This window comes from Aeromicrobium panaciterrae, from assembly GCF_039537165.1.
GTDB classification, from domain to species: Bacteria; Actinomycetota; Actinomycetes; order Propionibacteriales; family Nocardioidaceae; genus Aeromicrobium; species Aeromicrobium panaciterrae.
Window position 1 is genome coordinate 1,156,644 of the sequence record NZ_BAAAZZ010000002.1, and the last position, 24,978, is coordinate 1,181,621.

A 24,978-nucleotide genomic window follows, 5' to 3' on the forward strand; every position below is an offset into this window, starting at 1 on the left:
CAACCTACGAGTCGGCACCGACAGCTGCGAGGCGCAGCTCGGCGACCAGCAGCAGGACCATGATGATGCCGGCCCACAGCTCGGAGTAGGGCACGAACGTGACCGCGACCAGCGCCACGATGGCCGATGCGAAGACGGCGGCCGTACGCACCGACGAGTCGTGCAGCCGCAGGCAGACGAGCCACAGCACCGCGAGGAACACCGCGACCGGACCCGTGACGAACGCGCTGCTGACGTCGTCGCTGACCTCGGCGTGGTGACCGTAGTAGGCGATGCGCGCCGCGAGACCCGCACCGATCGCAGCCGCCGACGCGAAGATGAAGTAGTGGCCGAAGCCCCACCGGTAGCCGATGTCGTTGCCCGTGAGGATGTTGGCGTTGTCGCGGGAGAAGTAGAGCCACCAGGCGCAGAACGTCACCAGGACGCCTCCAGCAACGACGCACCACAGCTCGCCCGGCGGATGCTCCTCGTCGAAGGCGACCCGCAGCGCCAGCGTGACCGACAGGATCGTCTCGCCCAGCACGATGATGAAGAACAGGCCGTAGCGCTCTGCGATGTGGTGCGGGTGCCACGGCGTCGTGCCCGCGAGCTCGGCGACGAACGGCACAGCGAAGTCGAGGGCGATGCCGACGATGAACAGCCACAGCGGCAAGTGCCCGCCGGTGGCCAGCAGCGCGACGACCCAGCCGGTCTGCACCCCGATGAGCCCGTACGCGTACCGCAGCGCCGTCTGGCGCCGCTCGGGATGACCTGCCGCGACGCGCAGCCACATCAGCACCAGCCCGACCCGCATGATGACGTAGCCGACGATGCCGAGAGTGAAGTCCTCCTTGAAGATGTCGGGCACCCCGGCGGCCAGCACCAGCGAGCCGAAGATCTGCAGCAGGGTCAGCAGCCGGTTGAGCGTGTCGTCGGCGTCATAGGCGGAGTTGAACCACACGAAGTTGAGCCATGCCCAGAAGATCGCGAAGAACGACACTGCGAACCACACCAGCCCGTGACCCGGATGGCCCGCGGCGATCTCGTGCTCGAGCGTCAGCGCCGCCTGCGCGATCGCCACGACGTAGCAGAGGTCCGTGAACAGCTCGAGCGGTGAGGCGGTGCGGTGCTCCTCGTGCGGATCGCGAGGACGCAACGGGCTGACGAGGCGGCTGGTCATCGTCAGGCCTTCTCGGCCGCACGGGGGGCACCACCCACGCACGAGGCGCGCAACAAAGTTTCCGACACGTCAGCTCCCGACTCGACTCAGGGCGTGGGGGACTTCTTGGCGGTCTTCTTGGCCGTCTTCTTGGCGGGACGCTTGGCCGCCTTCTTGGCCGGGCCCTTGGCACGGCGCTCGGCGAGCAGCTCGTATGCGCGCTCGGGCGTCAGGTCCTCGAGCGAGTCGTCCTTGCGCAACGTCGCGTTGTATTCGCCGTCGGTGACGTACATGCCGAAGCGGCCGTCCTTGGCCACGACGGGCCGCTCACTGACCGGGTCGGTGCCGAGCTCCTTGAGCGGAGCGGCGGCCGCGCGACGCCCGTACGTCTTGGGCTGCGCGTAGATCGCCCGCACCTCGTCCTCGGTGATCGTGAGGAGCTGGTCCTCGCGCTCCAGTGACCGCGAGTCGGTGCCCTTCTTGAGGTAGGGCCCGTAGCGGCCGTTCTGCGCCGTGACCTCGGTGCCGTCTTCTTCGACATAGACGACGCGCGGGAGCCGGAGCAGCTGCACGGCCTCGTCGAGGGTGATCGTGTCGAGGGTCATCGAGGCGAACAGGCTCGCTGTGCGCGGCTTGTCGGCCTTCTTGGCGTCCTCGGGCAGCGCCTCGGTGACGTACGGTCCGAATCTGCCGTTCTTGGCGGTGATCATGAGCCCGGTGTCAGGGTGGACGCCGAGCTCCTTCTCCAGGCCGGCCGGGGTCGCGAGAAGCTCCTTGGCCTTGTCGAGCGTCAGCTCGTCGGGCGGCAGGTCCTCGGGCACGTTGGCACGGGTCGGGACCCGCTTGCCCTCGTCGTCCTCGGTGAACGGCGGGCCCTCGACGTACGGACCGTAGCGGCCGACGCGCAGGTCGATCTCGTCGCCGAGCGGGAACGTCGCAAGACCGCGGGCGTCGATGTCGGGGAGGTTCTCGACCAGGCGCTTGAGGCCGGTGTTGCCCTCGCCCTCGCCGACCCAGAACCCGGTGAGCACGGCGACGCGGTCCTCGCGTCCACCGGCGACCTCGTCGAGGACGCTTTCGAGCTCAGCGGTGAAGTCGTACTGGATGAGCCGGCCGAAGTGCTGCTCCATCAGCCGGATCACCGAGAACGCGATCCACGCGGGCACCAGCGCCGTGCCCTTCTTGTAGACGTAGCCACGGTTCTGGATCGTGCCGACGATCGACGCGTAGGTCGACGGGCGGCCGATCTCGCGGGTCTCGAGCTCACTGATCAGGCTCGCCTCGGTGAATCTGGCCGGCGGCTTGGTCTCGTGGCCGGCCTTGCCGAGCTCGGCGGCGGTGACGGTCTGGCCCTCGGTGACGTTGGGCAGCTTGGTCTGCTGGTCGTCGCCCTCCGCCTCGGTGTCGTCGCTGGACTCGACGTACGCCTTGAGGAAGCCGTAGAACGTGATCGTCCGGCCGGATGCGGAGAAGACGGCGTCCTCGCCGGTCGTCGCGGTGGCGCCGATGCGGATCGACACCGAGTTGCCCTTGGCGTCCATCATCTGCGAGGCGATCGTGCGCTTCCAGATGAGCTCGTAGAGGCGCAGCTCGTCGCCACGGAGCCCGGTCTGGTCGGGGGTCTTGAAGCGTTCGCCGGCGGGACGGATCGCCTCGTGCGCCTCCTGGGCGTTCTTGACCTTGCTGGCGTAGACGCGCGGCTCGGCCGGGAGGTAGTCGCCGCCGTAGAGCTCGGTGACCTGGGCGCGAGCCGCGGTGAGTGCGGTCTGCGACAGCGTCGTCGAGTCGGTACGCATATAGGTGATGTGTCCGCCCTCGTACAGGCGCTGGGCGACCTGCATCGTACGAGCGGCGCCGAAGCCGAACTTGCGGGACGCCTCCTGCTGCATCGTCGTGGTGCGGAACGGTGCGTAGGGCTTGCGCGTGTAGGGCTTGGACTCGACCGAGCGGATCGTGAACGGCTGGTCACGCAGACCTTCGGCGAGCGCACCGGCGCCAGCCTCGTCGAGATGGACGACCTTGTCGGACGTCAGCGCGCCGGTGTTGTCAAAGTGCGTGCCGGACGCGACGCGGAGACCATTGACGCTGCTGAGCTTGGCCGGGAACTGGCGCGGATCGAAGCCCTCGCCGGCGTCGAACGTCGCCTCGAGGTCCCAGTAGGACGCGACCTTGAACGCCATGCGCTCGCGCTCACGCTCGACGACCAGACGGGTCGCCACCGACTGCACGCGGCCGGCGGACAAGCCGCTCATGACCTTCTTCCACAGCACGGGGCTGACCTCGTAGCCGTAGAGGCGGTCGAGGATGCGGCGCGTCTCCTGCGCGTCGACGAGGTCCATGTCGACGTCGCGGGGGTGCTCGATGGCGTACTGGATCGCATCGCGGGTGATCTCGTTGAAGACGATGCGCTTGACCGGCACCTTGGGCTTGAGCTCGTCGAGCAGGTGCCACGCGATGGCCTCGCCCTCGCGGTCCTCATCCGTCGCGAGCACGAGCTCGTCGGCATCCTTGAGGAGGCTCTTGAGCTTGGTCATCTGCTGCTTCTTCTCGGGCGAGACGACGTAGATCGGCTCGAAGTCGTGGTCGACATCGACACCTAGACGCGCCCAGGGCTCGCCCTTGTACTTCGCCGGCACCTGGTCGGCGCCCTTGGGAAGATCGCGGATGTGTCCGACCGAGGAGTCAACGACATAGCCGTCGCCGAGGTAGCCAGCGATGCTGGCGACCTTGTTGGGTGACTCGACGATGACGAGGGTGGTCAAGATTCTCTCCTGCTAGATCAGACGAGGCACACCGTAGCGCGTGCCGTCAACGATCTGTGCGACGGTCCTGTCCGGGGCGTGGTGCAGGATGGGTCGGTGGGATTCTCCGGGTACGCCGAGCTGTGGGCTGACAAGAGGGTTCGCACCCTCTTCGTCGCCGCGTTCTTCGCGCGCATCCCGGCCATGGCGGCACCCCTCGTGTTCACGCTTTTCGTCGTCGGGCCGCTCGACGGAACGTACGCGCAGGCCGGTGTCGTGGCGGCCGCGTCGACGATCGGTGCCGGCGTCGGTTCGCCGTGGCGCGGACGGCTGATCGACAAGCTGGGCATGCGTCGCGCCATCATCCCGTCGATCGTCGCGGTCGCGGTGCTCTATCCGATTGCGGCGCTCTCCTCTTCCTATGCGCACCTGGTCCCGCTGGCGTTCCTCATGGGGCTCTTCCTGATCCCGATCTTCTCGATCGTGCGACTGTCCCTGAGCGTGATGGTCGAGGAGCGTCTGCGACGTACGGCATTCTCGGCTGACAGCGTCATCGCCGAAGCCAGCTTCATCATCGGTCCCGCCCTCGCGGTCGTTCTCGTCACCCAGGCCAGCGCCTCATGGGCGTTGTTCGTCATCGGCATGACCGAGGTCGTCGCCGGCCTGATGTTCCTGCGACTCAACCCGCCGACACGCTCTGCGGTCGACCCCGACGAGCCGGTCGTCGACAAACCTGCCAAGGGTCCGTGGATGTCGGTGCCGCTGGCATTCCTCTTCCTCATCTCCGGCGGCACCCTGGCCGCGCTGATCGGCGCCGACCTGGGCATCGTGGCGCAGCTGCGCGAGATCGACCACGTCGGCTCGATCGGGTTCACATACGGGCTGTGGGGGCTGTCGTCGCTGGTGGGCGGCTTGATCTATGGGGCGCTCAACACGTCGATCCGCCCCACCTACCTGCTGCTGGCCCTGGGCCTGACGACCATCCCGGTCGGCCTCGGGACCGAGGTCTGGTCACTGTCGCTGTGGGTCATCCCGACGGGCTTCCTGTGCGCGCCGACCATGACGGCAGCCACCGAGTGGATCGCGAAGCTCACGTCGGAGGAGCGGCGCGGCGAGGCGATGGGCTGGCAAGGAACGGCGTTCATGATCGGCGGAGCCGCGAGCTCCCCGGCCATCGGCGTGGCCATCGACCAGGTCGGCGCCTGGGGCGGATTCGTGGCCGGCGGTCTCATCGCCACCGCCATCGCACTCGTGGCGCTGGGCGGTCAGCTGATCCCGGCGTTCCGTCCCGACTCCCACGCCATCGAGGACCTGAAGCCGGGCTAGGCGCGCATCTTGGCGGGCTGGTGCGGCAGCAGGAAGCCGTCGTCGACGAGCTCTCGTACGGAGGATGCGTACGTCGTGCGGAGCTCACCCGCATCGCGGTCGAGCAACGTGGCCAGCGCGTCGAGGATCTGGCCCGCGGTCAGGTCACCATCGCTGGCGCTGACGAGGCCGGCCTCGATCGTGTCGACCTGGCGTGCACGGCGTACTCCTTGCTGCAGTCGCAGCACGATCGACTCGGGATGCTCGGCGCCGACCGGGCCCCGGGTCTCCTCGACCAGGTCCGGCGCCTGCTTCCAGGTGCGATCGAGCAGGGATGCGTCGTCGAGGTTGCGGAGCACGTCGACCCGGTGGCCCCACGCCGTCACGCTGGGCCCGATCGGCGGTGCGATCTCTCCGGCCCACTCCTCGAAACGGGTGACTGGGGAGTCGTCCGTACGGCGCATGTTGAGCCAGCCGAACCCGATGGCGTCGATGTTTTCGGCGGCGAACCAGGCGAGCCAGGCGTCGTAGCGTTGGAGGTAGTCGGGGGCACCCGCCAGGCCGGCGTCGGCGAGCCACATCTCCACGTACGACGGCGGGTCGATCAGCTCGCGCTGCAGCACCCACGCGTCGAGCGGGCTGCCGGCAAACCACTCCGTGAGGTCGGCCTGCCAGTCACGTCCGTCGTGGTGCGCCCAGTTGGCGAGGATCTGGCACCAGCCGCCGACGTTGAGGTGCGTCGCGGCGTTCTCGACCAGATGGCGTACGACGCTGTCACCGGGCAAGCCGGAGTCGCGGTAGACGAGCACGTCGGCGCCCGGCGGCGAGATGACGAATGGCGGGTTGGTGGCGATCAGGTCGAAGGTCTCACCCGCCACGGGGTCGAACAGGCTGCCGTCGCGTACGTCGATGTCGAGCTGGTTGAGCGATGCCGTCAGCCGGGCCATCGCCAGGGCACGCGGGTTGACGTCGGTGGCCACGACGGTGTCGGCGTGCTGGGCGAGGTGGAGCGCCTGCACACCGCACCCCGTGCCGAGGTCGAGCGCGCGCCCGACAGGCTGGCGCGCGGTCAGCTGAGCCAGCGACGAGGAAGCCTCGCTGATGCCGAGCACGTGCTCGGGGTTCATCGCGGCAGCCGGCCCGGTGAGTCCCGGCGTCGGATCGCACAGGATCCACCAGTCGTGGGTCTCGTCGCCGTACGGGCGGATGTCGACGAGAGCGCGCACCTCGTCGCCCGAGAGCTCGAGCAGGTCGGCAGCGACGAGCGGCTCGACGAGTCCGGGCAGTGCCTCGTCGGCCCGTCGGCGGTCGACCGGCACCTGGAGGGCGAACAGCCGTACGAGCGTCGCCAGGTCGCCGGCGCCCGCGGTGGCACGCAGCGCCGGGACGATCTGGTTGCGGGACAACGCGTGGTGCGCCTCCTCGCCGATCAGCGCGAACACCGCGTCGACCGTGAAGCCCGCGCGGGCCAGCGCCCCACGCAGCTGCGGGACGTACGACTCGTCGATCACCGACCCACCTTCTCACCACACACGACGAACGGCGCAGACCCCGTGGGATCTGCGCCGTTCGGCTGGTGTCGTGATCAGGCCTTGGCGGGAACCGAGTCCACCAGGTCGGTCTCGAGAGCAATCGGACGGGACCGGGCAATGCCGACCGCGACCACGATGATCAGCACGGCAACACCGGCGATCACGTAGCGAACCGTGTCGTTGGCGTCGGTGCCGTACGAGTACTTGATGATCAACGGCGTGGCGAGCAGGGCGACGAGGTTCATCACCTTGAGCAGCGGGTTGATCGCCGGACCAGCAGTGTCCTTGAACGGGTCACCGACGGTGTCACCGATGATCGTCGCCTCGTGGGCGGGCGATCCCTTGCCACCGTGGTTGCCGTCCTCGACGAGCTTCTTGGCGTTGTCCCACGCACCACCGGAGTTGGCGAGGAAGACGGCCATGAGGACACCGGTACCGATCGCGCCGGCGAGGTACGCGCCGAGCGGGCCGATGCCGAGACCGAAGCCGACCGCGATCGGGGCGAAGATCGCCAGGATGCCCGGCGTGGCCAGCTCACGAAGCGAGTCACGCGTGCAGATGTCGACGACCTTGCCGTACTCGGGACGACCGGTGCCCTCCATGATTCCCGGGATCTCCTTGAACTGGCGACGCACTTCGTAGACGACAGCGCCAGCTGCGCGTCCCACGGCGTTGATCGCCAGGCCGGAGAAGAGGAACACCACGGATGCGCCGAGGATCAGGCCGAACAGGTTGCTCGGATCGGCGACGTTGAACACGCCCTCGAACGCGTAGGTCTCGATTACCTTGAGGCCGGCAGCGTTCTCTTGGTCGAGACCCGCTGCTGAGATCGCTTCCTTGATCGAACTGCTCAGCGAGCCGAACAGCGCTGTCGCGGCCAGGACCGCCGTGGCGATCGCGATGCCCTTGGTGATGGCCTTGGTCGTGTTGCCCACTGCGTCGAGCTCGGTGAGGATCTTGGCTCCCTCTTCGTCGACGTCGCCCGACATCTCCGCGATGCCCTGGGCGTTGTCGCTGACCGGACCGAACGTGTCCATCGCGACGATGACGCCGACCGTGGTCAGGAGACCACAACCCGCGAGAGCGACCGCGAACAGCGCGACGACCAGCGAACCGGAGCCGAGCAGGAACGCACCGAACACGGCGGCTCCGATCACGATGGCCGTGTAGACCGCCGACTCGAAGCCCACCGACAGACCGGACAGGATGACGGTTGCAGCGCCCGTCAGCGACGTCTTGCCGACGTCCTTGACCGGGCGGGTCTCGGTGCCGGTGAAGTAACCCGTGAGGGCGAGGATCACGGCGGCGAGGACGATACCGATCAGCACCGCGATGATCGCGATGAGGCGCGGATTGCTGTCAAGGCCGGGAGCCTCACCGAACTGCGCCTGTCCGACGGTGGTGATGAGCGTGCTGGTGTCGATACCGGGCAGCTTGGCGTCGCTGAACTTCGTCGGCAGCAGCAGGAATGCTGCGCCGGTGCTGGCAGCGGCCGAGATCAGGGCCGACAGGTAGAACGAGCGGTTGATCGTGGTGAGTCCACCTTCGCCGGCGCGCGGCTTGGTGATGAAGACACCGAGGATCGCGGTCAGTGCGCCGATCGCGGGGATCACGAGCGGGAACACGAGGCCCACCTCGCCGAACGCGACGGATCCGAGGATCAGCGCGGCGACCAGGGTGACGGCGTACGACTCGAAGAGGTCGGCAGCCATACCGGCGCAGTCACCGACGTTGTCACCGACGTTGTCGGCGATCGTCGCGGCGTTGCGCGGATCGTCCTCGGGGATGTTCTGCTCGACCTTGCCGACGAGGTCGGCTCCGACGTCGGCGGCCTTGGTGAAGATGCCGCCGCCGACTCGCATGAACATGGCGAGCAGCGCCGCGCCGAAGCCGAAGCCCTCGAGCACGACAGGCGCGTCGCCCGTGAAGATCAGCACGATGATGCCGGCGCCCAGCAGGCCGAGGCCCACCGTGAGCATGCCGACGGTGCCGCCGGTGCGGAACGCAATGCGCATCGCGACCTCGCGGCCCTCATTCTGGGCGGCGGCGGCGACGCGGATGTTGGCGCGCGTCGCAAGCCACATACCGAGGTAGCCGATCAGTGCCGAGAACCCAGCGCCGGCCAGAAGGGCGACATAGCGACCGATCTTGATCTTCCAGTCGTTGTCCCATCCGAGGACGGCCGCATCGAGGGCGACCAGCATCAGGAGCGCGACGACGGCGAAGACGGCGAGGGTCCGGAACTGACGGCTCAGGTAGGCGGCCGCGCCTTCCTGGACTGCCTGACCGATCTCCTGCATCTTCTCGGTGCCTTCAGATGCCTTGAGCACCTGGGAGCGGAACACAAGGGCCATTACTAGTGCGAGGGCCCCGACTGCGACGACCGCGTACAGGTAGTACGAGTTCTTGTCGGAAAAGTCGAGGTCTCCGCCTACTGCCGCAACCAAAGTCGCGTTCGCCATGAAAATCCTCCATGAGTAAGCAAAAGAAACCGCCGGGCCAGGAGTCCGGACCGACGTGACGGAGGTTACATTGCGGCTAGCCGCAAGACATCAATGGGTCTCACCATGTGTCGCGCCGCGCGCCTCGTCGATCGAGGCGTGCAGGCCGAAGACCTTGTCGAGTCCGGTGATGCCGAAGATCTTGAGGATGCGCTCGTGGGTGCACACGATGTCGAGCGATCCGCCGTCGGCTCGTACGCGCTTGAGCGCCCCCACCAGCACTCCCAGTCCCGTCGAGTCGAGGAAGTCGACCTTCTCGACGTCGATGATCAGCCGGGTGTGCCCGGCCTCGATGGCGGTCACGATCGCCTCGCGGAGCTTGGGCGCGGTGTAGACGTCGACCTCACCGCCGACTTCGATGATCTCGAAGCCGTCGACCGAACGGGTGGTGAGTGCGAGCTCCATGGTCCGTATCTAATCACGGTCTCCGTGCACCCGCCGGTCGCCGGATCGGCGCAGGATGGTCTGGAAGACTTCCCTCGTGGAACCCGCCGACATCGTCCTTCGCCACAGCGAACGGGTCACGCATGTCGAGCACGTCCCGGCGCGCGAGGCCGTCGTGGAGCCCTGGCCCGAGTGGGTCGACCCGGACGTACGCGCGATGTACGAAGCCGAGGGCATCACCGAGCTCTGGGGCCACCAGGCTGAGGCGCTGCACCACATCCACCAAGGCCGCCACACCGTCGTCTCCACCGGTACGGCGTCGGGCAAGTCGTTGGCGTTCCAGGCGCCGGCGCTCACGACGTTGGCGGCCGGCCGTACAGGCAGCGGGTTGCAGGGCAACCGGATGCCGAGCGTCCTCTATCTCGCGCCCACCAAGGCGCTCGCTGCTGACCAGCTCCGCCGGCTCGGCACCGCCACCGACTTCGCCCGTCCCGCGACGGTCGACGGCGACAACTCTCGCGAGGAGCGAGCCTGGGCGCGCGACCACGCCAACTACCTGCTCACCAACCCCGACACGCTGCACCACACGATCCTTCCGGGGCACGCACGCTGGAGCCGGGTGCTCGGCGGCGTCAGCCATGTCGTGATCGATGAGTGCCACCACTATCGCGGCGTCTTCGGCGCACACGTGGCGCACGTGCTGCGTCGGCTGCGGCGCATCTGTGCCCATTACGGGGCCGACCCGGTGTTCGTCCTGTCGTCGGCCACGGTGGCCGAACCCGACGTCTTCGCCCAGAGGCTCACTGGCCTCGACGTCGTCGCGGTCACGGATGACGCTTCGCCGCACGCCGCCCAGACCATCGCCCTGTGGGAGCCACCTCTTCTTCCCGGCTTCGACGCCGACTCGCAGACGCCGGTGCGCCGGGCCGCGAACACCGAGGCCGGCGAGCTGCTCACGGATCTGGTGCTCGGCCGGGTGCGCACGCTGGCGTTCGTACGGTCGCGTCGTGGCGCCGAGACGGTGGCGGCAACGGCGCAACGAAGCCTCGCCGAGGTGGACCCGGAGCTGGCCGCTCGGGTCGCGACGTATCGCGGCGGCTACCTCCCCGAGGAGCGGCGCGAGCTGGAGCGCCGGCTCCGTGACGGTGACCTGCTGGGCCTCGCCAGCACCAACGCCCTCGAGCTCGGCATCGACATCGCGGGGCTCGACGCGATCATCAGCGTGGGGTTCCCCGGGACACGGGCGGCACTGCGCCAGCAGTTCGGCCGAGCCGGCCGAGCCGGCCGCGACTCCTTGGGCATCCTGGTCGCCCGCGACGAGCCGCTCGACACCTACCTCGTGCACCACCCCGAGGCCCTGCTCGGTGCCCAGGTCGAGGCGTCGGTGTTCGATCCCGACAATCCTTATGTGCTGGGTCCTCACCTCGCCGCCGCTGCCCACGAGCTGCCGCTGACGGAGGCGGACTTCGAGCTGTTCGGACCGCGTACGGCCGAGGGCATCAGCGCGCTCGAGGACGCCGAGCTGCTGCGCAAGCGGCCGGCCGGGTGGTTCTGGACCAAGCGCGAACGGGCAACCGATCTGGCCGACATCCGGTCGAGTGGCGGCTCGCCGGTGCAGATCGTCGACGCCGGCACGGGTCGGCTGATCGGCACGGTCGACGCCGGCTCGGCGGACGCCGCGGTCCATGAGGGCGCTGTGTACGTGCACCAGGGCGAGGTGCACGTCGTCAACGAGTACGACGTCGACGACGGCGTCGCCATCGTGCACCGGGAGGACCCGGAGTACTCGACGATGGCCCGCTCGGTCACCGAGGTGACGATCACCGACACCGAGCGGAACAAGCAGTGGGGCGATGCCGCGATGTCGTTCGGTTCGGTCGACGTCGTCACCCAGGTCATCTCTTATACGAAGCGCAGCACGACCGGCGCAGGGATGCTCGGCGAGGAGCTGCTCGACCTGCCCCAGCGCACGCTGCCGACCAAGGCGGTGTGGTGGACCCTGAGCGACGACGCCGTGAAGAAGGCGCTCTCGACCGCGGACATTCCCGGTGCCGCGCACGCCGCCGAGCACGCGGCCATCGGGCTCCTCCCCCTGCTCGCGACCTGCGACCGCTGGGACATCGGCGGCGTCTCGACGGCATTGCACTCAGACACCGGCACGCTGACGGTGTTCGTGTATGACGGCTACCCGGGTGGTGCCGGTTTTGCGGAGCGCGGATATGAGCTCGCCCAACGATGGCTGACGGTCACGCGCGATGCGATCAACGCCTGCGAGTGTCGTAGCGGCTGCCCGTCGTGCGTGTATTCGCCGAAGTGCGGCAACGGCAACGAACCTCTCGACAAATTCGGCGCCGTCGTCCTGCTCGACACGTTGCTGGCTCAGTCGAGGTAGAAGTCGGGCGCGGCCCGGGCCTTCTGCTCGACCCGCCAGGTGTGACCCCACCACTGCGTGCTGACCCCGCCGGCGACCACGGTCGCGACGTCATAGTCCATCCGGCAGGAGACCAGCCGCGCGCCATTGCGACGCATGAGGTCCTTCGCGGCGTCGCAACCGTCGTCGCCCGCGACGCTCGCGCGACTGGCGGCCAGTGCCGCGAGGTCGGCGGCCGACGCGACGGAGTGCTTGAGCCGCACGAGCCCCGCGACCTGGGTCATGACCAGCGCCATCAGGGTCAGCATCACGGCGGCGCTCACGGCGTAGACCGTGACAGCACCTCGCTCCCGCGTCATCGCGACTCGTCTGCCGCCACCGACGACGACTCCATCTCCCGGGCACCGATCCCGGAGAACAACGGGATGGGCATGGTCGACTTCGCACGAACCGCGACCGTGACCAAGCCGTCGTCGGTCGACACCGTCACCGTGGCTCCCTCGGGAGCGAGCCGCTGGGCGGTTCGCTCCGCCACATCGATCGCTTCTCCTCGCGCCACCAACCGTGCCGCCTCGCGGGACGCGTCGGCCAGCCTGACCTGGGTCAGGCCGAGCGACACGATCCACAACAGCAGGAACGCGAACGCGACACCGAAGGGCGCGATCGTCGCCAGCTCGGCCGTGACCATGCCCGAGTCGTCGCTGCGACGCACGCTCACCAGAACCTCGGAATGCGACCGGGGTCGATACCGAAGAGGTGGCGCCACGACAGCGCCCGGGTCAGCACGTCGCGGAACGTGTCGAACCACGGATTGTCGTGGTCGAGGACTCCGAGCTTGTAGAGGATCAGACCGATGCCGACGGCACCCAAGGTGCCGACGGTGTATTCGGCGGTGGCCATGCCGCGCTCGTCCCTGGTCATGGTGGTGCTCCTTTCGAGGGTGCCGGGGCGAGCATCGGCTCGCCCCGGCGAGGGTCAGAACGGCAGGAGGTCGGGGATCTTGTTGATGAGGTCCTTGACCAGGTCGCCGAACCACTCGGACTGGCCGATCTTGACGAGCACTCCGCCGATCGTGCAGGCGCCGAGTGTGCCTACCGTGTATTCGGCGGTGGTCATGCCGCGCTCGGCACGGCGTCGCAGTACCGGGTTGAGAAGCAGTGTCTTCATGGGTGTCCCTTCGCTAGGTGTTTGTCTCACCGGGAATATGTGGTCGACGCCGACGTGGCTGCGCTCGTCGTCGGGGCGCTGGGGACAGCCGTGCCGAGGCGGGTTGGTGTGGACATCGTCAGAACGTCAGGGAGCGAAAGGCTCCCAGGATCGTCGGCACGATGCCGATCAGGAAGAACGCGGGAAGGAAGCACACCCCCAGCGGAGCGGCCGTGCGTACGGCAACCTTGCGGCTGTCATCTCGACGGCGTCCGCGACGCTCACGTCGGAGCTCGTCGGCGACGCCGGCGATGATCTCCGCGACCGGCATCCCCGAGGTCTCGGCGCGACGGAACGCCCGTGCGACCGGCGCCAGCCCGGGGTCGTCGAGCACCCCGGTCCACACCGCGATCGGATCACCCGCGATCGCCAAGCGGCTGGCCAGCTGCGTGAGCTCCGACCCCAGCGGATCAGGGGTCGCCTGCGCAGCCAGCGCGAGTGCCTCGGCGGGCGGGCGACCGACCTCGAGCGTCGCGACGGCGAGGTCGAGCGCCACCGGGAGCTGGGCCGAGATCTTCGCGCTGCGCTCACGTGCCGCTGCGGACTCGAGCCGGGCGACTGCTGCGTGGGCGACCGGCGCCAGAGCCAGTCCGACCAGGAGCCCAGCAGGCCAGCCGAGAAGGACGAGCGTGGCCAGCGGCACCGCAACAGCGGCCAACGTCGCCGGAGCCGGCCGCCGGGCGTCTCGGGCTGCGACGTAGAGGGCGCGAACCCGCCGCGTCGTGGGCGGCAGCATCTGGCACCACACCGCCAGGGCGGCCAGCAGCGCCGCCGTCACGTGGACCGTTCTCCGGCAGCCGCGATGCGATTGACCCAGCCCACGCCCGCGCAGGCGCAGGCCGAGCCGGCGGCGAGGCAGAGCGCGCCCGGCACCGTGGAGGTGAGGAGGTGGACCGGATCCGCCCCCATGCCGCTGCCGAGCAGGAGACCGACCAGGGGAAGCACCGCCATGAGCCGTCCGGTCGCCCGCGCCGGCGCAACGCCCGCCTGCACCTCCCGCTCGATCTCCCGGTCGTCGCGGGCGGCGAGCTCGAGCCGGTCGAGGACCCGTACGAGTGGTGCTCCGGATCGCTCGGCCACGAACCACGCGCTCGCCAGGTCGGCCAGCTGCTCGGCCCCGGACAGCGCCGACTCGCTGCGCAGGGCTGCTGGGACGTCACCGCCCAGGCCGGCCGCCCGCGACGCCGGCGCCAGAAAGGGGAAGTCGGGCGCAAGACCCGCCAGCGCCCGTTGCGGGAGCACTCCCGCGCGAAGCTCGGCCGCCATCAGACCCACGGCCTCGGCGACCGCGGTGCGCCGCGCCTGCGCGTGGCGGCGTACGTGCTCGGCCCGTGCCTGACGCAGGGCGAACAGGCCGACGGCCCCGACGGTGAGCACGACGATCAACCGGGCGGGTGGCAGTCCGGCCACGACGACGCCGAGCACGGCCACCCCCACGCCCGGGATCACGAGCGCACGCGGCCGCAGGCTCCGCTGCCGCGGCAGGTCGAAGCGCTCTCGTACGAGCCAGCCGCCGTGAGGCCTCGCCAGGAGCGCCGCCAGCACGGTGAAGAGGGCCGCCGCGATCGTCATGCGAGCAGGGCGACGAGCCGCTCGTGGCCCGGACCGCGAGCCGCACGGTCGGCGTCGAACGTGAGCGCCGGCTCGCAGCCGACAAGGCCGCGACGGTCCTCGCCCAGCACGGCGACCTGCTCGACGCGACGCACGCCCTCGGCGGTGCGGGACAGGTGGACGACGACGTCGACGCTTGCACGCAGCTGTGAGTGGACTGCCTCGCGCGGCATGCCGGCGGCGACGCCCAGCGCCTCGAACCGGGCCGGTACGTCGGCCGCGGAGTTGGCGTGGATCGTCCCGCACCCGCCCTCGTGTCCCGTGTTGAGCGCTGCCAGCAGGTCGACCACCTCGGCACCGCGAACCTCCCCGACGACGAGCCGGTCGGGACGCATCCTCAACGCCTGACGCACGAGGTCGCGTAGGGTGACCAGCCCCGCGCCCTCGATGTTGGCCGGGCGGGCCTCGAGGCCGACGACGTGCGGGTGGTCGGGCCGCAGCTCGGTGGCGTCCTCGACGATCACGATGCGCTCGTGCGGATCGACGAGTGCCAACAACGCCGCGAGCAGCGTGGTCTTGCCCGATCCCGTGCCTCCGCTGATGACGAAGGCAACCCGTGACGAGATGATCGAGCGGATCGTCTCGACCGCCTCGGCGTGGAGCGATCCTGCGGCGGCCAGCTCGTCGAGCGTGAAGGTACGGCGAGCCGGCACCCGCAACGAGATCAACGTGCCGGGACGAGCGAGCGGAGCCAGCACGGCGTGCAGCCGCGTGCCGTCGCCGAGTCGCGCATCGACCCACGGACTGGCGTCATCGAGCCGGCGACCGGCCTGGCCGGCGAGGCGCTGGGCGAGACGGCGCACCGACTCCTCGTCGGCGAACCCGACCGACGACTTCTCCAGCCCACGGCCGCGATCGACGTAGACCTCATCGGGACCGTTGACCAGCACGTCGGTGACACCCGTCAGGGCCAGGAGCGGCTCCAACGGACCGGCGCCGCGGGTCTCACGACGCAGCTGGTCGACGAGGGCGAGCACCGTGGCACTCCCCGCGAGCTGGTGCTCGGCACGCAGCGCCGCCGCGACGCTGTGCGCCGTCGGCTCAGCCGGGTCTGACGCCAGCCGCTGCCGGATGCGTTCCACCAGCTCCGAATTGGTCATGATGCCGCCGCCGCTCGAGCAACGACACGGCGCATCTCACGTGCGGTCGGCGCCGTCATGATGTCGCGCTCATGCGAGCCCCAGCGTGTCGAGCAGGGCCGATGCCGTACGGCGAGCAGATCGTGACGAGCCAGGACCGTGACCGCGGTCGACGGCCGTACGGATGCGACGGTCGAACCGGTGCCGGGTGTGCACCGGCCTACCCAGCGCGTCGCCCACCGCCGCCGCACCGATGCCACCGGAACGGCTGACACTGACGACCACGATCGCCGACGAGCACGCCTCGATCCGCGACAGCACGTGGCGTGCCGCTCCGACGGCGCAGATCTCCTCCGCAACCACCAGCACCGTGAGGACGGAACGGCCGAGCACGTCGATTCCGTGGGCATCGAGGTGACGCGGCACGTCGGCGACCACGACGTCGAACCCGCGCACCGCCGCCGTGACGACCGACGGCACGGACTCTGGCAGTGCCGCGCCGGGCGACCGGTCCCACGACAAGGTGGCGACGCCCGAGTGCACTGGAAGCACGTCGGCAAGCGACCCTGCGCTCAGGCGGCCTCGGGTCGCGTCGAGATCGCGCCACCGCAGACCGTCGACGTGCTCCGAGCCGAGGACGAGATCGAGGCCGCCCCCCAGTGGATCGACGTCGACCAGCATGGTCCGCAGGCCCCGTCGGCCCGCGCCGAGCGCCAGGGCCGCCGCCAACGTCGAGGCGCCGACTCCACCTGATCCCCCGACGACGCTGATCAGACATGCCTCGCCGTGCCCGTCGAGGGCGGATGCCAGCGCCTCCAGGATGTGGTCCTGGTCGGCCGGGTCGAACACGTCCTCGGCTCCGAGTCGTACGGCGGTCGACCACCAGTCGCCGGGATCGCCCGACACCAGCATCACGTGATCGCGACGCGGCAGCTCGATCCGGGCGAGCGCCGGTGCAAGGTCCTCGCCGACGACCACGGCCTGCGCGCGACGCCACGATCTGCGCGCCGCGGTGACGTCCGTGGCGACCTCGGGAGTGACGCCGACGGCGGCACACCAGCGGAGCGCGTCGTCGAGAAGGTGCTCGTCTGCCGTGACGATGAGTGGCGGCTCGGGTTCGTACATACGCCCACCGTGACGCCGAACGCCGCCCGAACGGTCGGTGAACGATCACGCTGTGGAAGGTGGTCCTGGCACGCCGGGGGTGTGGACGCCCCTATCCTGAAGTGGTGAGCACCCGATCTGCGGCGTTCTTCGACCTGGACAAGACGATCATCGCCAAGTCGAGCACGCTCGCCTTCAGCAAGCCGTTCTTCGAGGGCGGCCTGCTCAGCCGACGTGCGGTGCTCCGCAGCGCCTATGCGCAGTTCATGTTCTCGGTGAGCGGCGCCGACCACGATCAGCTCGAGAAGATGCGGGCCTACCTCACCCAGATGGTGGCGGGCTGGGACGTCGACGTCGTACGCCAGTCCGTCGGCGAGACGTTGCACTCGATCATCGACCCCATCGTGTTCGACGAGGCGGTCGAGCTCATCGAGGACCACAAGGCGGCGGGCCGCGACGTCGTGATCGTGTCGGCGTCAGGCTCGGAGGTCGTGGAGCCGATCGGCGAGATGCTCGGCGTCGACCATGTCATCGCGACGACCCTGGTGGTCAAGGACGGGCGCTACACCGGTGACGTCGACTTCTACGCGTACGGCCCCAACAAGGCCAAGGCGATGGAGGCGCTGGCCGCCGAGCGCGGCTACGACCTCTCGGCCAGCTTCGCCTACTCCGACTCCGAGACCGATGCGCCGATGCTCGCGGTCGTCGGTCATCCCTTCGCGGTCAACCCCGACAAGGCGCTGCGCCGGATCGCCGAGGACAAGGGGTGGCCGATCCTGACGTTCGCCCGGCCCGTCGCCCTGCGTCGCCGCCTCGGCCTCGACACCCGGGTCGGCAAGGCCGCGGCAGTCGCTGTCGTGGCCGGTGCGGTCAGCGCGATCACGGTCGCGCTGGTGACCCGCCGCAAGCACCGCGTCGCGGTCTGACCTCAGCTGACCGCCCGTACGATCTCCGACGCGACGGCCTTCATTCCCGCCGATGTCGGGTGGAGCAGGTCACCGTCTCCGGAACCGACCCCATTGACCCACGGGTCGACGGCGCAGATGTCGTGGCCCTCCGCCGCGCTCCACATGTCTACGAACCCGACCGACGCCTCCTGGGCGGCACCTCGCAGCATCGCGGCCAGGTCGCGCTCGAAGGCCTCCGATGCGGCGCGATTGGCTTCCGAGATCGGCAGGACGGCACACGTTCCTTCGCTCGGCGCGAACCGCATGTAGCCGACCAGGAGCACCGTCGCGTCCGGCGACCGGGTCTTGACCTCGTCGAGGATGCCCGTCACCCGGGTGCGTGTCTGCGACAGGAGGTCCGGCGCGAAACCCGCCATGAACCCCGCACACGCAGCGTCGTTCTGGCCGGGCAGGAAGCACGCCTTGAACCAGCCCGACGCCATCCCCGCGTCGTTGGCGCCGATGCCCACCGTGACGAGCTGGGTGTCGGGCTTGAGTGCGTCGAGCTGTGTCCGCCCCTTCTTGACGGCATCGCGCACCGTGTCGGTCGTCGCACCGCCACAGCTGACGTCATCGACCTTCGCACCCAGCTTCTTCGCCACCACGTGCGGGTAGTTGCGCAAGGAGCGGAAGCACTCGGCCGGTGCCTTGCGGTCCATCGGGTCGAGCCCGGGCCCGGAGACGGCCGAGTCGCCCAGCGCGACGTACCGGGAAATCTTCGGCGCCCCATCCGACTCGTCAGGAGCATCGGAGCCACCGCCGGACGAGCAGCCGGCAACGGCGACCAACACACCGACGATCACCGCCACAGCTCGCACGACACCAATCTAGGCACTCACACCTTGTGAACGAAAGCGCACAACGTTACGCACGAGTAAGACTGTTGTCAGCGCGGCCACCGGCGTACAAAGAGGGCATAACTCCTCCCCTTGCTCGCGGGAGTCAAACTGAATCGGAAGTCCTCTCGCGAATGCTCGTGGAGGACCCCAGAACGGCACAGCAGCTCAGTACCCACGCGGCGATCACCCGTCTCAATGGGACAGTTGCTCGCAGATCTCCGTTCCACTCAGGGATTCAAGCGGAGACACGACAACTCAGATCCAGCACGCCTGGTAGCTGAGTGAGCTGGCCAGGCGGCGTCCATTCCCTTGCGGAGTCGGCGCCGCCGCTCTGCGATCAGTCGACCGGGCGCCAGCAGACGGTCGGGAGGTAGGCCACCTCGGGCCACTCCAGCAGCGGTCCCTCGTGCTGCCGCACCATCTCCTGGAGCAGCTCGTCGACGCTGCCGAAGTCCTCCGGGAGCATCGGCTCGCCAAGCCTGATGATCGGGCCATCCGGTCCGCGATGGCTCGTCAGCATCACGACAGGCGCCCCGGCCAGGGTCGCGGAGCGCGCCGGGCCCGACGAGCACTTGACGTTGCGGCCGGCACATGTGGTGACGCTCGAACCGGGTACGTCGATCGCCGACGCGACCACGGCGCCACCCTCGAGCTCCTCGACCAGGCCGGCAATGCCGACGGCCGCAGAGATCAGCCCACCACCGGAGCCGACGACGCGGTAGTGCTGGAAGAGGTTGGGGCCCGGTGCTGCCCGGTCCGCCGCGACCACCTTGACCGGTAGGCCCGTGGCACGGGCCACCGATGCGAAGATGCCGTCGTACTGGGCGTGGTGGACGAAGCTCAGCAGCACGCCACGACCCAGCGCGTGCGCCGCGCGCAGGTGCTCCGCACCCTCGACCGCCTGGCGGGTGACGAGCCGCGGGCGCCACTTGAGCTCCTCGAACCGGGTCCAGTGCTCGATGTAGCCGCGGCTCGCGTCCTCGATCTCCGACGAGCGGCCGATGGCACCCAGCAGGTGCTCCATGTGCATCCGTGCGTCGTCGACGACGCCGTCGTCGGCCAGCGCCGCCGCGACCTTGCGGTCGACGTATGGGCGAAGCAGGAAACCGGGCAGTCGCGGACGTGCAATCCACAGCGCCCGGACGACGGCTCGGCGCGTGAACAGGAGCCCCGAGCCGATGAGCCGCTGCGCCAGCGGCGCCTTCGTGACCTCGACCATTTCCATCGCCGGAAACGCTATCGCACCCCCAGGATCGGGAAACGTACGAGCACCCCGTCGGCGGCTGATAATCTCGCCGCGTGCCTGAGAACAAGCCACTCCCAGATGACCTCCGTGACCGCTACCTCGACCTCGTCAAGCGAAGCTTGACGGGCGCCCTCAGCGAGGACAACGACTCGATCCTCGGTGGCGTCCGCATGCTCGGTGCCAAGGGCATCAAGAAGCGCACCGCCAACGCGGTCGCCAAGGTCGCCGGCAAGCTCGACCTCGAGATCGCCTACAAGAAGCCGTACGACCCCGTGGCACGCGAATCGGGGCTCGACTGGCCGGCCCGCGCCGAGTCGATGATCGGCCTCAAGCGCATGACCAACATCCAGGACTGCATCGCCGCCGTCATCGCCGACGGTGTGCCGGGCGACCTGATCGAGACCGGCGTGTGGCGCGGTGGCGCCGTGATCTTCATGAAGGCCAACCTCGTCGCATGGGGCGACACGACCCGCAAGGTGTGGGTCGCCGACTCGTTCGAGGGACTGCCCCCGCCGGACGCCTCCCGCTTTCCCGCCGACAAGGGCGACGAGCTGCACACGCAGACCGGACTTGCGGTCGGCCTCGAGACGGTCAAGAACAACTTCCGTCGCTATGACCTGCTGGACGATGACGTCGAGTTCCTCGTCGGCTGGTTCAAGGACACGCTCCCCGTCGCGCCCCTCGGTGACATCGCCGTGATGCGGCTCGACGGCGACATGTACGAGTCGACGATCCAGGCGATCGAGGTGCTCTACCCCAAGCTCTCGCCGGGTGGGTTCTGCATCATCGACGACTTCGGCAGCCACGCGACGCAGGCGGGCCAGGCGGTGCACGACTACCGCGACAAGAACGGCATCACCGAACCGATCATCCAGATCGACGAGTTCGGTGCGTTCTGGCGCAAGTCGCTCTGACGCTGGTTGCTCAATTCAACCAAACCGCCACGGAGAACCGTCAGGAGTGGATAGCCTGACGGCGCTTCGGTAGGGGATTACCGGGGCAACTCCCCCTGGAGGTCCTATGCGTTGGCTGTGGGCTGCACTGCTCGCACCGCTTCCGTGGTCGGTCAAACGCCGCCTCGGTACGTGGTTGTACGGCTGGGACGTGCACCCGACCGCGTACGTCGGCCGGAGCATCGTCATGGTCGGCAAGCTCACGATGGGCCCGAAGGCCAGCATCGCGGGCTTCAACATCATCCGCGACCTCGCCGAGCTCCGGCTCGACGAGGGCGCGTCCATCGCGTCCCGCAACCGCATCACGGGCTGGCCGCTGAAGCTGCCGCCGTTCGACTCCGAGAACCGCAACCCGTCGCTGATCATGGGCAAGCGGTCTGCGATCACGATGGCGCACGAGATCGACTGCTCCGACCTGGTCGAGATGGGTGAGTTCTCGTCGTTGGCCGGGTTCAGCTCGACGATCCTGACCCACAGTCTCGACCTGGTGCGCGATCGCTGGCGCACGGCGCCGGTGACCATCGGCGCACACTCGGCCGTGATGACGGGAAGCATCCTGCTGAGCGGTACGAGCGTGCCGGCGCGCTCGATCATCTCGGCCGGCTCGGTCGTCAACACCCAGCTGACCAAGGAGCTCATGTTCTATCGCGGCAATCCGGCCGAGCCCGTGCGGGAGCTGAAGGACGACATGAAGTTCTTCCACCGCACCGGCCCGATGGGCCTGCAGTAGGCGTCAGACCTTGCGGGCGCCCTTCTTGGCGCGGGCGTACTCGATGAACGCGTCGATGTCGTCGCCGGCGATCAGCGGGACCGCCTCGCGTACCTCCTCGACCGGCCAGTCCCACCACTTGATCTCGAGCAGCGCCTCGATCTGCTCGGGGGTGAACCGGTAGCGGATCAGCTTGGCGGGATTGCCCCCGACGATCGCGTACGGCGGCACGTCCTTGGTGACCACGGCACCGCCGGCGACGACGGCGCCGTCGCCGATCGTGATGCCGCTCATCATCAGTGAGCCCTGGCACGTCCAGACGTCCGAGCCGACGTGGGTGTCACCCTGGAACGTCGGGTAGCCGTCCTCGCCGGCTCCCGGCATCCCGAAGTTGATGCGGTGCGGGTAGGTCGTGACGCGGTCGATCGCGTGTGCTCCGCCGAGAAGGTAGGTGCCGCCGAGCGACGAGTAGTTGCCGACGAGCAGCCGTTCGGTGCCGAGCATGTAGTGGTCGATCGCGGGGATCCCGTAGGTCTGTGGCCCCACCACGACGCGGCCCGACTTGAGCATGCGTTTCCACGTGTATTCGTTGGGGCCGACGATCGTCATGTGCACGCGCCGGTAGGCGTAGTAGATCCGGCGGAGCAGGTTCTTCATGACAGTCCTCTCGACGGGTCGATGACGGGCTCGTTCTCGAGCTCAGTGGCGGGCTCGGGGGGCACGCCCGTACGCAGGTGGAACAGCAGTGCGGCCCACCAGATTATGGCACCGATCCCGTGGCCGATCGCGACAGCCCACATGCCGCCGAGAGCGCCGTTGATGAGCACCCCGACCACCGTGAGCACGATGATCAGCACGGTCTTGGTGATGTCGATGCGCAGGGCGAGCTTGACCGCCCGCAGGCCGAGCAGGCCGGAGCGGGCGCCGCTCATCATGCCCATCATCGCGATCTGGGCGGCCGAGGCCAGGAGCAGCGGATGGGCCTCGCTCCAGGTGTCGCCGAGCAACCCTTCACCGAGCGCGTCGGGCAGCATCAGCAGGATCACCCCGTTGACCACGGCGACGGCCGTGGTCAGGGCGCTGATGCGCGTACCCATCCGGATGACGTCGGCCGACTGCTTGGACGACCGCGACACCTCAACGACGCCGCTGGCCATCGACGCGATCTGGAACACGACGAACGGGCGCTGCAGCAGCAGGGCGCCCTGGATGCCGCCCATCGCCTTGGCACCGGCGATCGCGGTCGTCAGCACCGCCGTGAGCAGCGCGCTGCCGCCGGCTGCGGTGTAGGCGGCGAGGTAGCGCCACGAGTCGGACCACGTCTCGCGCAGCCAGTCGAGCGAGAGCCGGATCCTGGACGTACGAAGCTGCCACAGCATGATCAGCCCCGCGGCTGCACCGGAGCCGGCCCAGACCGCGATGAAGACCCACAGCCTGTCGCTGTCGGTCAGGATGAGGACGCCGGTGCCGGCCAGCACGAGCACGAGCCACACCACGTCGAGCACCAGCGCGCGAGCCGGGCGCTGCATCGCGAAGCCGAGGTAGCGGCCGAGGTCCTGCAGGATCAGCAGGGGGATGCAGACCGCGAGCACCAGGAAGGCATCGCCGAGCCGGCTGTCCCAGATGTGGGCGACCACGCCGCCGACGAGCACGAACACCGCGAGGCCGAAGCCCAAGATCGTCGAGGCGCCGATGGCATCGCCTGCCCGCTCCTCGGCCTCCGCGGAGTGCATCAGCATCGGGTCGCCGACCAGGGCCCGCGCGACGCCCTGGATCAGCCCGTAGGTCAGGAACACGATCGAGAACAGGCCGAACGACGCGACGGGCAGCACCCGCGCCGCCAGGACCAGCATCAGGACGTTGGACGCTCCGGCTATCGCCTGGTCGATCGTGAGCACACCGAGCCTGCGGCCGGACGACTGCTCGGTGGATTTCACGGATTTCCTTGCACGGATACGGCGGCTGACGACCTCTGAAGCGTAATCGCTCGGATCGGGATCAATGGGTCAATCGCCGCCGTAGCCCCACGCGCCGTCACCGCCGGCGTACTTCGAGCTGACCTTCCCGGTGAGCTTCGGGAACCGCTTCTTGGTTCGGTCGTACTCCTCGGGCAGGACCCAGCGGACCGACTTCGCAGAGTCGCCGACGAACGAGCGGAGCTTGGACTTCCACGTACGGCGGCGCCACCTCTTCCATGCACCCGCCTCCTCGGCGAGGAACGGCACCGGCAGGCTGGCGGCCCGGGTGGCCAGCTCCATCCGGTAGGCCCGTCGTACACGGCGGCTGATGCGCTTGCCCCTGGTGTCCTCGAAGTACGGGTAGGGCGGTGGCGGCGGGAGCGCGCGCTCGAAGCCCGAGAGGATCTCGGCGTATTCGTGGCACAGCGCGTAGATCGCGGAGTCCTCGTCGAGCACCTCTTCGCTCGAGTGGTCGAAACGCATCGACAGCCGCTCGGGGCGACGCGAGTCGAAGGCGTGGAAGTGGAACAGGCGGAGCCGCTCACCGTTGGTGGAGTTGACGTAGCCCTTGTCGTCCTTGACCAGCGGGCGCTCGCGGAGGTTGCCGACGCCGACGTTGTAGCCCGTGTGGCGCAGGCTCCTGGCGTTGAACAGCGTGCTGCCGAGGTCGATCCACTTCTGGTCGACGAACAGGCCCGAGAGCGGCTCGACCAGGCACTCGGTGCGCAGGTGGCCCCACCACCAGTCGAGGAACGGGACGGCCCGGCGGTCGACGGCGCAGAAGCCGAGGTTGAAGACGCCGACCGCCAGCATGTGCGCCTCGCCGATCGCCGCGTCGGCCGGCACCGGTTCGAGGAAGTGCGGGGTCAGGGCGATACCACCCTCACTCGCCGCGAGCTCGGGAAGCAGCTCGTCCATGGGCGCGGTGAGGAACGTGTCGGGGTCGAGATAGATCGCGGCCTCGGCGTCATCCAACAGCGCCTTGAGGAACAACGGCTTGACCGCGGTCGCCATCTCCACGAGGTCATAGATCGTGGCGAGCTGAAGGACCTCTCGCTCGCTGATCTCGAGCACCGACGTGCTGAGGCAGTCGACACCGTCGAGCGTCGGCAGGTCGGCGTCGTGGCGGATGTCGGAGAGCAGGATCTGCAGGCGCGCACCGTTCTCGTGGCGGCGCAGGCTCTCGGCCAACGTCAACGCCTTGGGGAGGTAGTTGCTGGTCAGGATCGTGCAGTAGCTGACAGCGGTGGTCATCGGCGGGCGCCCTCTCGACAAGCACTGGTGGCGGCTGGCCTGTCTGCCCAGACATGCCGCGGTCACTATATACAGGTGAGCCGGTGCGACCTGAGGCGAA

The 24,978-nt window shown here is 68.8% G+C and carries 23 protein-coding genes; 5 read left to right on the forward strand and 18 right to left on the reverse strand.

All coding sequences use genetic code 11. The features are described from left to right. Positions 1–4 precede the first annotated feature (4 nt). Complete coding sequence (locus tag ABD683_RS06420) at positions 5–1,159, reverse strand: low temperature requirement protein A (protein WP_344768335.1); 1,155 nt, start codon at positions 1,157–1,159, stop codon at positions 5–7. A gap of 86 nt (positions 1,160–1,245) precedes the next feature. After that, complete coding sequence (gene topA / locus ABD683_RS06425; protein ID WP_344771571.1) at positions 1,246–3,903, reverse strand: type I DNA topoisomerase; 2,658 nt, start codon at positions 3,901–3,903, stop codon at positions 1,246–1,248. A gap of 93 nt (positions 3,904–3,996) precedes the next feature. On the opposite strand from topA, the gene ABD683_RS06430 reads away from it, so the two are divergent. Beyond that, entirely contained in the window at positions 3,997–5,205 is a 1,209-nt protein-coding gene (locus ABD683_RS06430) for an MFS transporter (protein WP_344768337.1), read from the forward strand. Here the strand turns inward: ABD683_RS06430 and ABD683_RS06435 are convergent. The 3 genes from ABD683_RS06435 to ABD683_RS06445 form a co-directional block, all read right to left on the reverse strand. Next, positions 5,202–6,695, reverse strand: a complete 1,494-nt coding sequence (locus ABD683_RS06435) for a DUF7059 domain-containing protein (protein WP_344768339.1) — start codon at positions 6,693–6,695, stop codon at positions 5,202–5,204. The two genes, ABD683_RS06430 and ABD683_RS06435, sit on opposite strands and share 4 nt — an antisense overlap. A gap of 74 nt (positions 6,696–6,769) precedes the next feature. Next, positions 6,770–9,178 carry a sodium-translocating pyrophosphatase gene (locus ABD683_RS06440; RefSeq protein ID WP_344768341.1) on the reverse strand — a complete coding sequence of 803 codons (2,409 nt, stop codon included), beginning with the start codon at positions 9,176–9,178 and terminating at the stop codon, positions 6,770–6,772. Positions 9,179–9,268: 90 nt separating this feature from the next. Then, positions 9,269–9,622, reverse strand: a complete 354-nt coding sequence (locus tag ABD683_RS06445; protein WP_344768342.1) for an anti-sigma factor antagonist — start codon at positions 9,620–9,622, stop codon at positions 9,269–9,271. A gap of 76 nt (positions 9,623–9,698) precedes the next feature. Here ABD683_RS06445 and ABD683_RS06450 point away from each other — a divergent pair, with 76 nt between their 5' ends. Next, positions 9,699–11,993: a DEAD/DEAH box helicase gene (locus ABD683_RS06450; protein WP_344768343.1), complete on the forward strand. Its 2,295-nt coding sequence runs from the start codon at positions 9,699–9,701 to the stop codon at positions 11,991–11,993. Here ABD683_RS06450 and ABD683_RS06455 read toward each other — a convergent pair. From ABD683_RS06455 to ssd, 8 genes are all read right to left on the reverse strand, one after another. Further along, positions 11,981–12,331 (reverse strand): Rv3654c family TadE-like protein, encoded by a 351-nt coding sequence (locus ABD683_RS06455; RefSeq protein WP_344768345.1) that lies wholly within the window; start codon positions 12,329–12,331, stop codon positions 11,981–11,983. The genes ABD683_RS06450 and ABD683_RS06455 overlap by 13 nt on opposite strands. Further along, on the reverse strand, positions 12,328–12,684 hold the full coding sequence (locus ABD683_RS06460; RefSeq protein WP_344768347.1) for a TadE family type IV pilus minor pilin: 357 nt from the start codon (positions 12,682–12,684) through the stop codon (positions 12,328–12,330). Before ABD683_RS06460 ends, ABD683_RS06455 begins: the two co-directional genes overlap by 4 nt. Positions 12,685–12,686: 2 nt before the next feature. Continuing rightward, complete coding sequence (locus ABD683_RS06465) at positions 12,687–12,893, reverse strand: DUF4244 domain-containing protein (protein ID WP_344768349.1); 207 nt, start codon at positions 12,891–12,893, stop codon at positions 12,687–12,689. A 54-nt stretch (positions 12,894–12,947) separates the two neighbouring features. Continuing rightward, a complete protein-coding gene (locus ABD683_RS06470) occupies positions 12,948–13,139 on the reverse strand; it encodes a DUF4244 domain-containing protein (RefSeq protein WP_344768351.1) in 192 nt (63 codons plus the stop codon). A 118-nt stretch (positions 13,140–13,257) separates the two neighbouring features. Next, complete coding sequence (locus ABD683_RS06475) at positions 13,258–13,956, reverse strand: type II secretion system F family protein (protein WP_344768354.1); 699 nt, start codon at positions 13,954–13,956, stop codon at positions 13,258–13,260. Then, positions 13,953–14,750: a type II secretion system F family protein gene (locus ABD683_RS06480; RefSeq protein ID WP_344768355.1), complete on the reverse strand. Its 798-nt coding sequence runs from the start codon at positions 14,748–14,750 to the stop codon at positions 13,953–13,955. The genes ABD683_RS06475 and ABD683_RS06480 overlap by 4 nt, the downstream gene beginning before the upstream one ends. Beyond that, the gene (locus ABD683_RS06485; protein WP_344768356.1) at positions 14,747–15,889 is read right to left on the reverse strand and encodes a TadA family conjugal transfer-associated ATPase; all 1,143 of its coding nucleotides are present in this window, start codon (positions 15,887–15,889) and stop codon (positions 14,747–14,749) included. Before ABD683_RS06485 ends, ABD683_RS06480 begins: the two co-directional genes overlap by 4 nt. A gap of 69 nt (positions 15,890–15,958) precedes the next feature. Further along, positions 15,959–16,993 carry a septum site-determining protein Ssd gene (gene ssd, locus ABD683_RS06490; protein ID WP_344768358.1) on the reverse strand — a complete coding sequence of 345 codons (1,035 nt, stop codon included), beginning with the start codon at positions 16,991–16,993 and terminating at the stop codon, positions 15,959–15,961. Positions 16,994–17,097: 104 nt separating this feature from the next. On the opposite strand from ssd, the gene ABD683_RS06495 reads away from it, so the two are divergent. Continuing rightward, on the forward strand, positions 17,098–17,898 hold the full coding sequence (locus tag ABD683_RS06495) for an HAD family hydrolase (RefSeq protein WP_344768360.1): 801 nt from the start codon (positions 17,098–17,100) through the stop codon (positions 17,896–17,898). A 2-nt stretch (positions 17,899–17,900) separates the two neighbouring features. Here ABD683_RS06495 and ABD683_RS06500 read toward each other — a convergent pair whose 3' ends face one another. Both ABD683_RS06500 and ABD683_RS06505 read right to left on the reverse strand, forming a co-directional pair. Further along, positions 17,901–18,737: an SGNH/GDSL hydrolase family protein gene (locus ABD683_RS06500; RefSeq protein WP_344768362.1), complete on the reverse strand. Its 837-nt coding sequence runs from the start codon at positions 18,735–18,737 to the stop codon at positions 17,901–17,903. Positions 18,738–19,095: 358 nt separating this feature from the next. After that, complete coding sequence (locus ABD683_RS06505) at positions 19,096–19,983, reverse strand: lysophospholipid acyltransferase family protein (protein ID WP_344768364.1); 888 nt, start codon at positions 19,981–19,983, stop codon at positions 19,096–19,098. Positions 19,984–20,057: 74 nt separating this feature from the next. Here ABD683_RS06505 and ABD683_RS06510 point away from each other — a divergent pair, with 74 nt between their 5' ends. Together ABD683_RS06510 and ABD683_RS06515 are read left to right on the forward strand one after the other, a co-directional pair. Beyond that, positions 20,058–20,918, forward strand: coding sequence for a TylF/MycF/NovP-related O-methyltransferase (locus tag ABD683_RS06510; RefSeq protein WP_344768366.1), 861 nt, complete (start codon positions 20,058–20,060; stop codon positions 20,916–20,918). 106 nt (positions 20,919–21,024) lie between these two features. Beyond that, the gene (locus ABD683_RS06515; protein ID WP_344768368.1) at positions 21,025–21,687 is read left to right on the forward strand and encodes an acyltransferase; all 663 of its coding nucleotides are present in this window, start codon (positions 21,025–21,027) and stop codon (positions 21,685–21,687) included. Between the two features lie 3 nt (positions 21,688–21,690). Here the strand turns inward: ABD683_RS06515 and ABD683_RS06520 are convergent, their stop codons facing one another. From ABD683_RS06520 to ABD683_RS06530, 3 genes are all read right to left on the reverse strand, one after another. Next, on the reverse strand, positions 21,691–22,323 hold the full coding sequence (locus tag ABD683_RS06520; protein ID WP_344768370.1) for a CatB-related O-acetyltransferase: 633 nt from the start codon (positions 22,321–22,323) through the stop codon (positions 21,691–21,693). Further along, positions 22,320–23,603 (reverse strand): MATE family efflux transporter, encoded by a 1,284-nt coding sequence (locus tag ABD683_RS06525; RefSeq protein WP_344768371.1) that lies wholly within the window; start codon positions 23,601–23,603, stop codon positions 22,320–22,322. Before ABD683_RS06525 ends, ABD683_RS06520 begins: the two co-directional genes overlap by 4 nt. Before the next feature lie 69 nt (positions 23,604–23,672). Then, on the reverse strand, positions 23,673–24,878 hold the full coding sequence (locus ABD683_RS06530; RefSeq protein WP_344768372.1) for a glycosyltransferase family protein: 1,206 nt from the start codon (positions 24,876–24,878) through the stop codon (positions 23,673–23,675). Positions 24,879–24,978 lie beyond the last annotated feature (100 nt).

Excerpts from the sequence above, each read along its gene's own strand:
- ABD683_RS06440 (WP_344768341.1), bottom strand. The coding sequence starts at position 9,178 with ATGGCGAACGCGACTTTGGTTGCGGCAGTAGGCGGAGACCTCGACTTT.
- ABD683_RS06445 (WP_344768342.1), bottom strand. The coding sequence starts at position 9,622 with ATGGAGCTCGCACTCACCACCCGTTCGGTCGACGGCTTCGAGATCATC.
- ABD683_RS06520 (WP_344768370.1), bottom strand. The coding sequence starts at position 22,323 with ATGAAGAACCTGCTCCGCCGGATCTACTACGCCTACCGGCGCGTGCAC.
- ABD683_RS06480 (WP_344768355.1), bottom strand. The coding sequence starts at position 14,750 with ATGACGATCGCGGCGGCCCTCTTCACCGTGCTGGCGGCGCTCCTGGCG.
- ABD683_RS06470 (WP_344768351.1), bottom strand. The coding sequence starts at position 13,139 with ATGAAGACACTGCTTCTCAACCCGGTACTGCGACGCCGTGCCGAGCGC.
- ABD683_RS06515 (WP_344768368.1), top strand. The coding sequence starts at position 21,025 with ATGCGTTGGCTGTGGGCTGCACTGCTCGCACCGCTTCCGTGGTCGGTC.
- ABD683_RS06420 (WP_344768335.1), bottom strand. The coding sequence starts at position 1,159 with ATGACCAGCCGCCTCGTCAGCCCGTTGCGTCCTCGCGATCCGCACGAG.
- ABD683_RS06465 (WP_344768349.1), bottom strand. The coding sequence starts at position 12,893 with ATGACCAGGGACGAGCGCGGCATGGCCACCGCCGAATACACCGTCGGC.
- ABD683_RS06530 (WP_344768372.1), bottom strand. The coding sequence starts at position 24,878 with ATGACCACCGCTGTCAGCTACTGCACGATCCTGACCAGCAACTACCTC.
- ssd (WP_344768358.1), bottom strand. The coding sequence starts at position 16,993 with ATGTACGAACCCGAGCCGCCACTCATCGTCACGGCAGACGAGCACCTT.
- ABD683_RS06505 (WP_344768364.1), bottom strand. The coding sequence starts at position 19,983 with ATGGAAATGGTCGAGGTCACGAAGGCGCCGCTGGCGCAGCGGCTCATC.
- ABD683_RS06455 (WP_344768345.1), bottom strand. The coding sequence starts at position 12,331 with ATGACGCGGGAGCGAGGTGCTGTCACGGTCTACGCCGTGAGCGCCGCC.
- ABD683_RS06485 (WP_344768356.1), bottom strand. The coding sequence starts at position 15,889 with ATGACCAATTCGGAGCTGGTGGAACGCATCCGGCAGCGGCTGGCGTCA.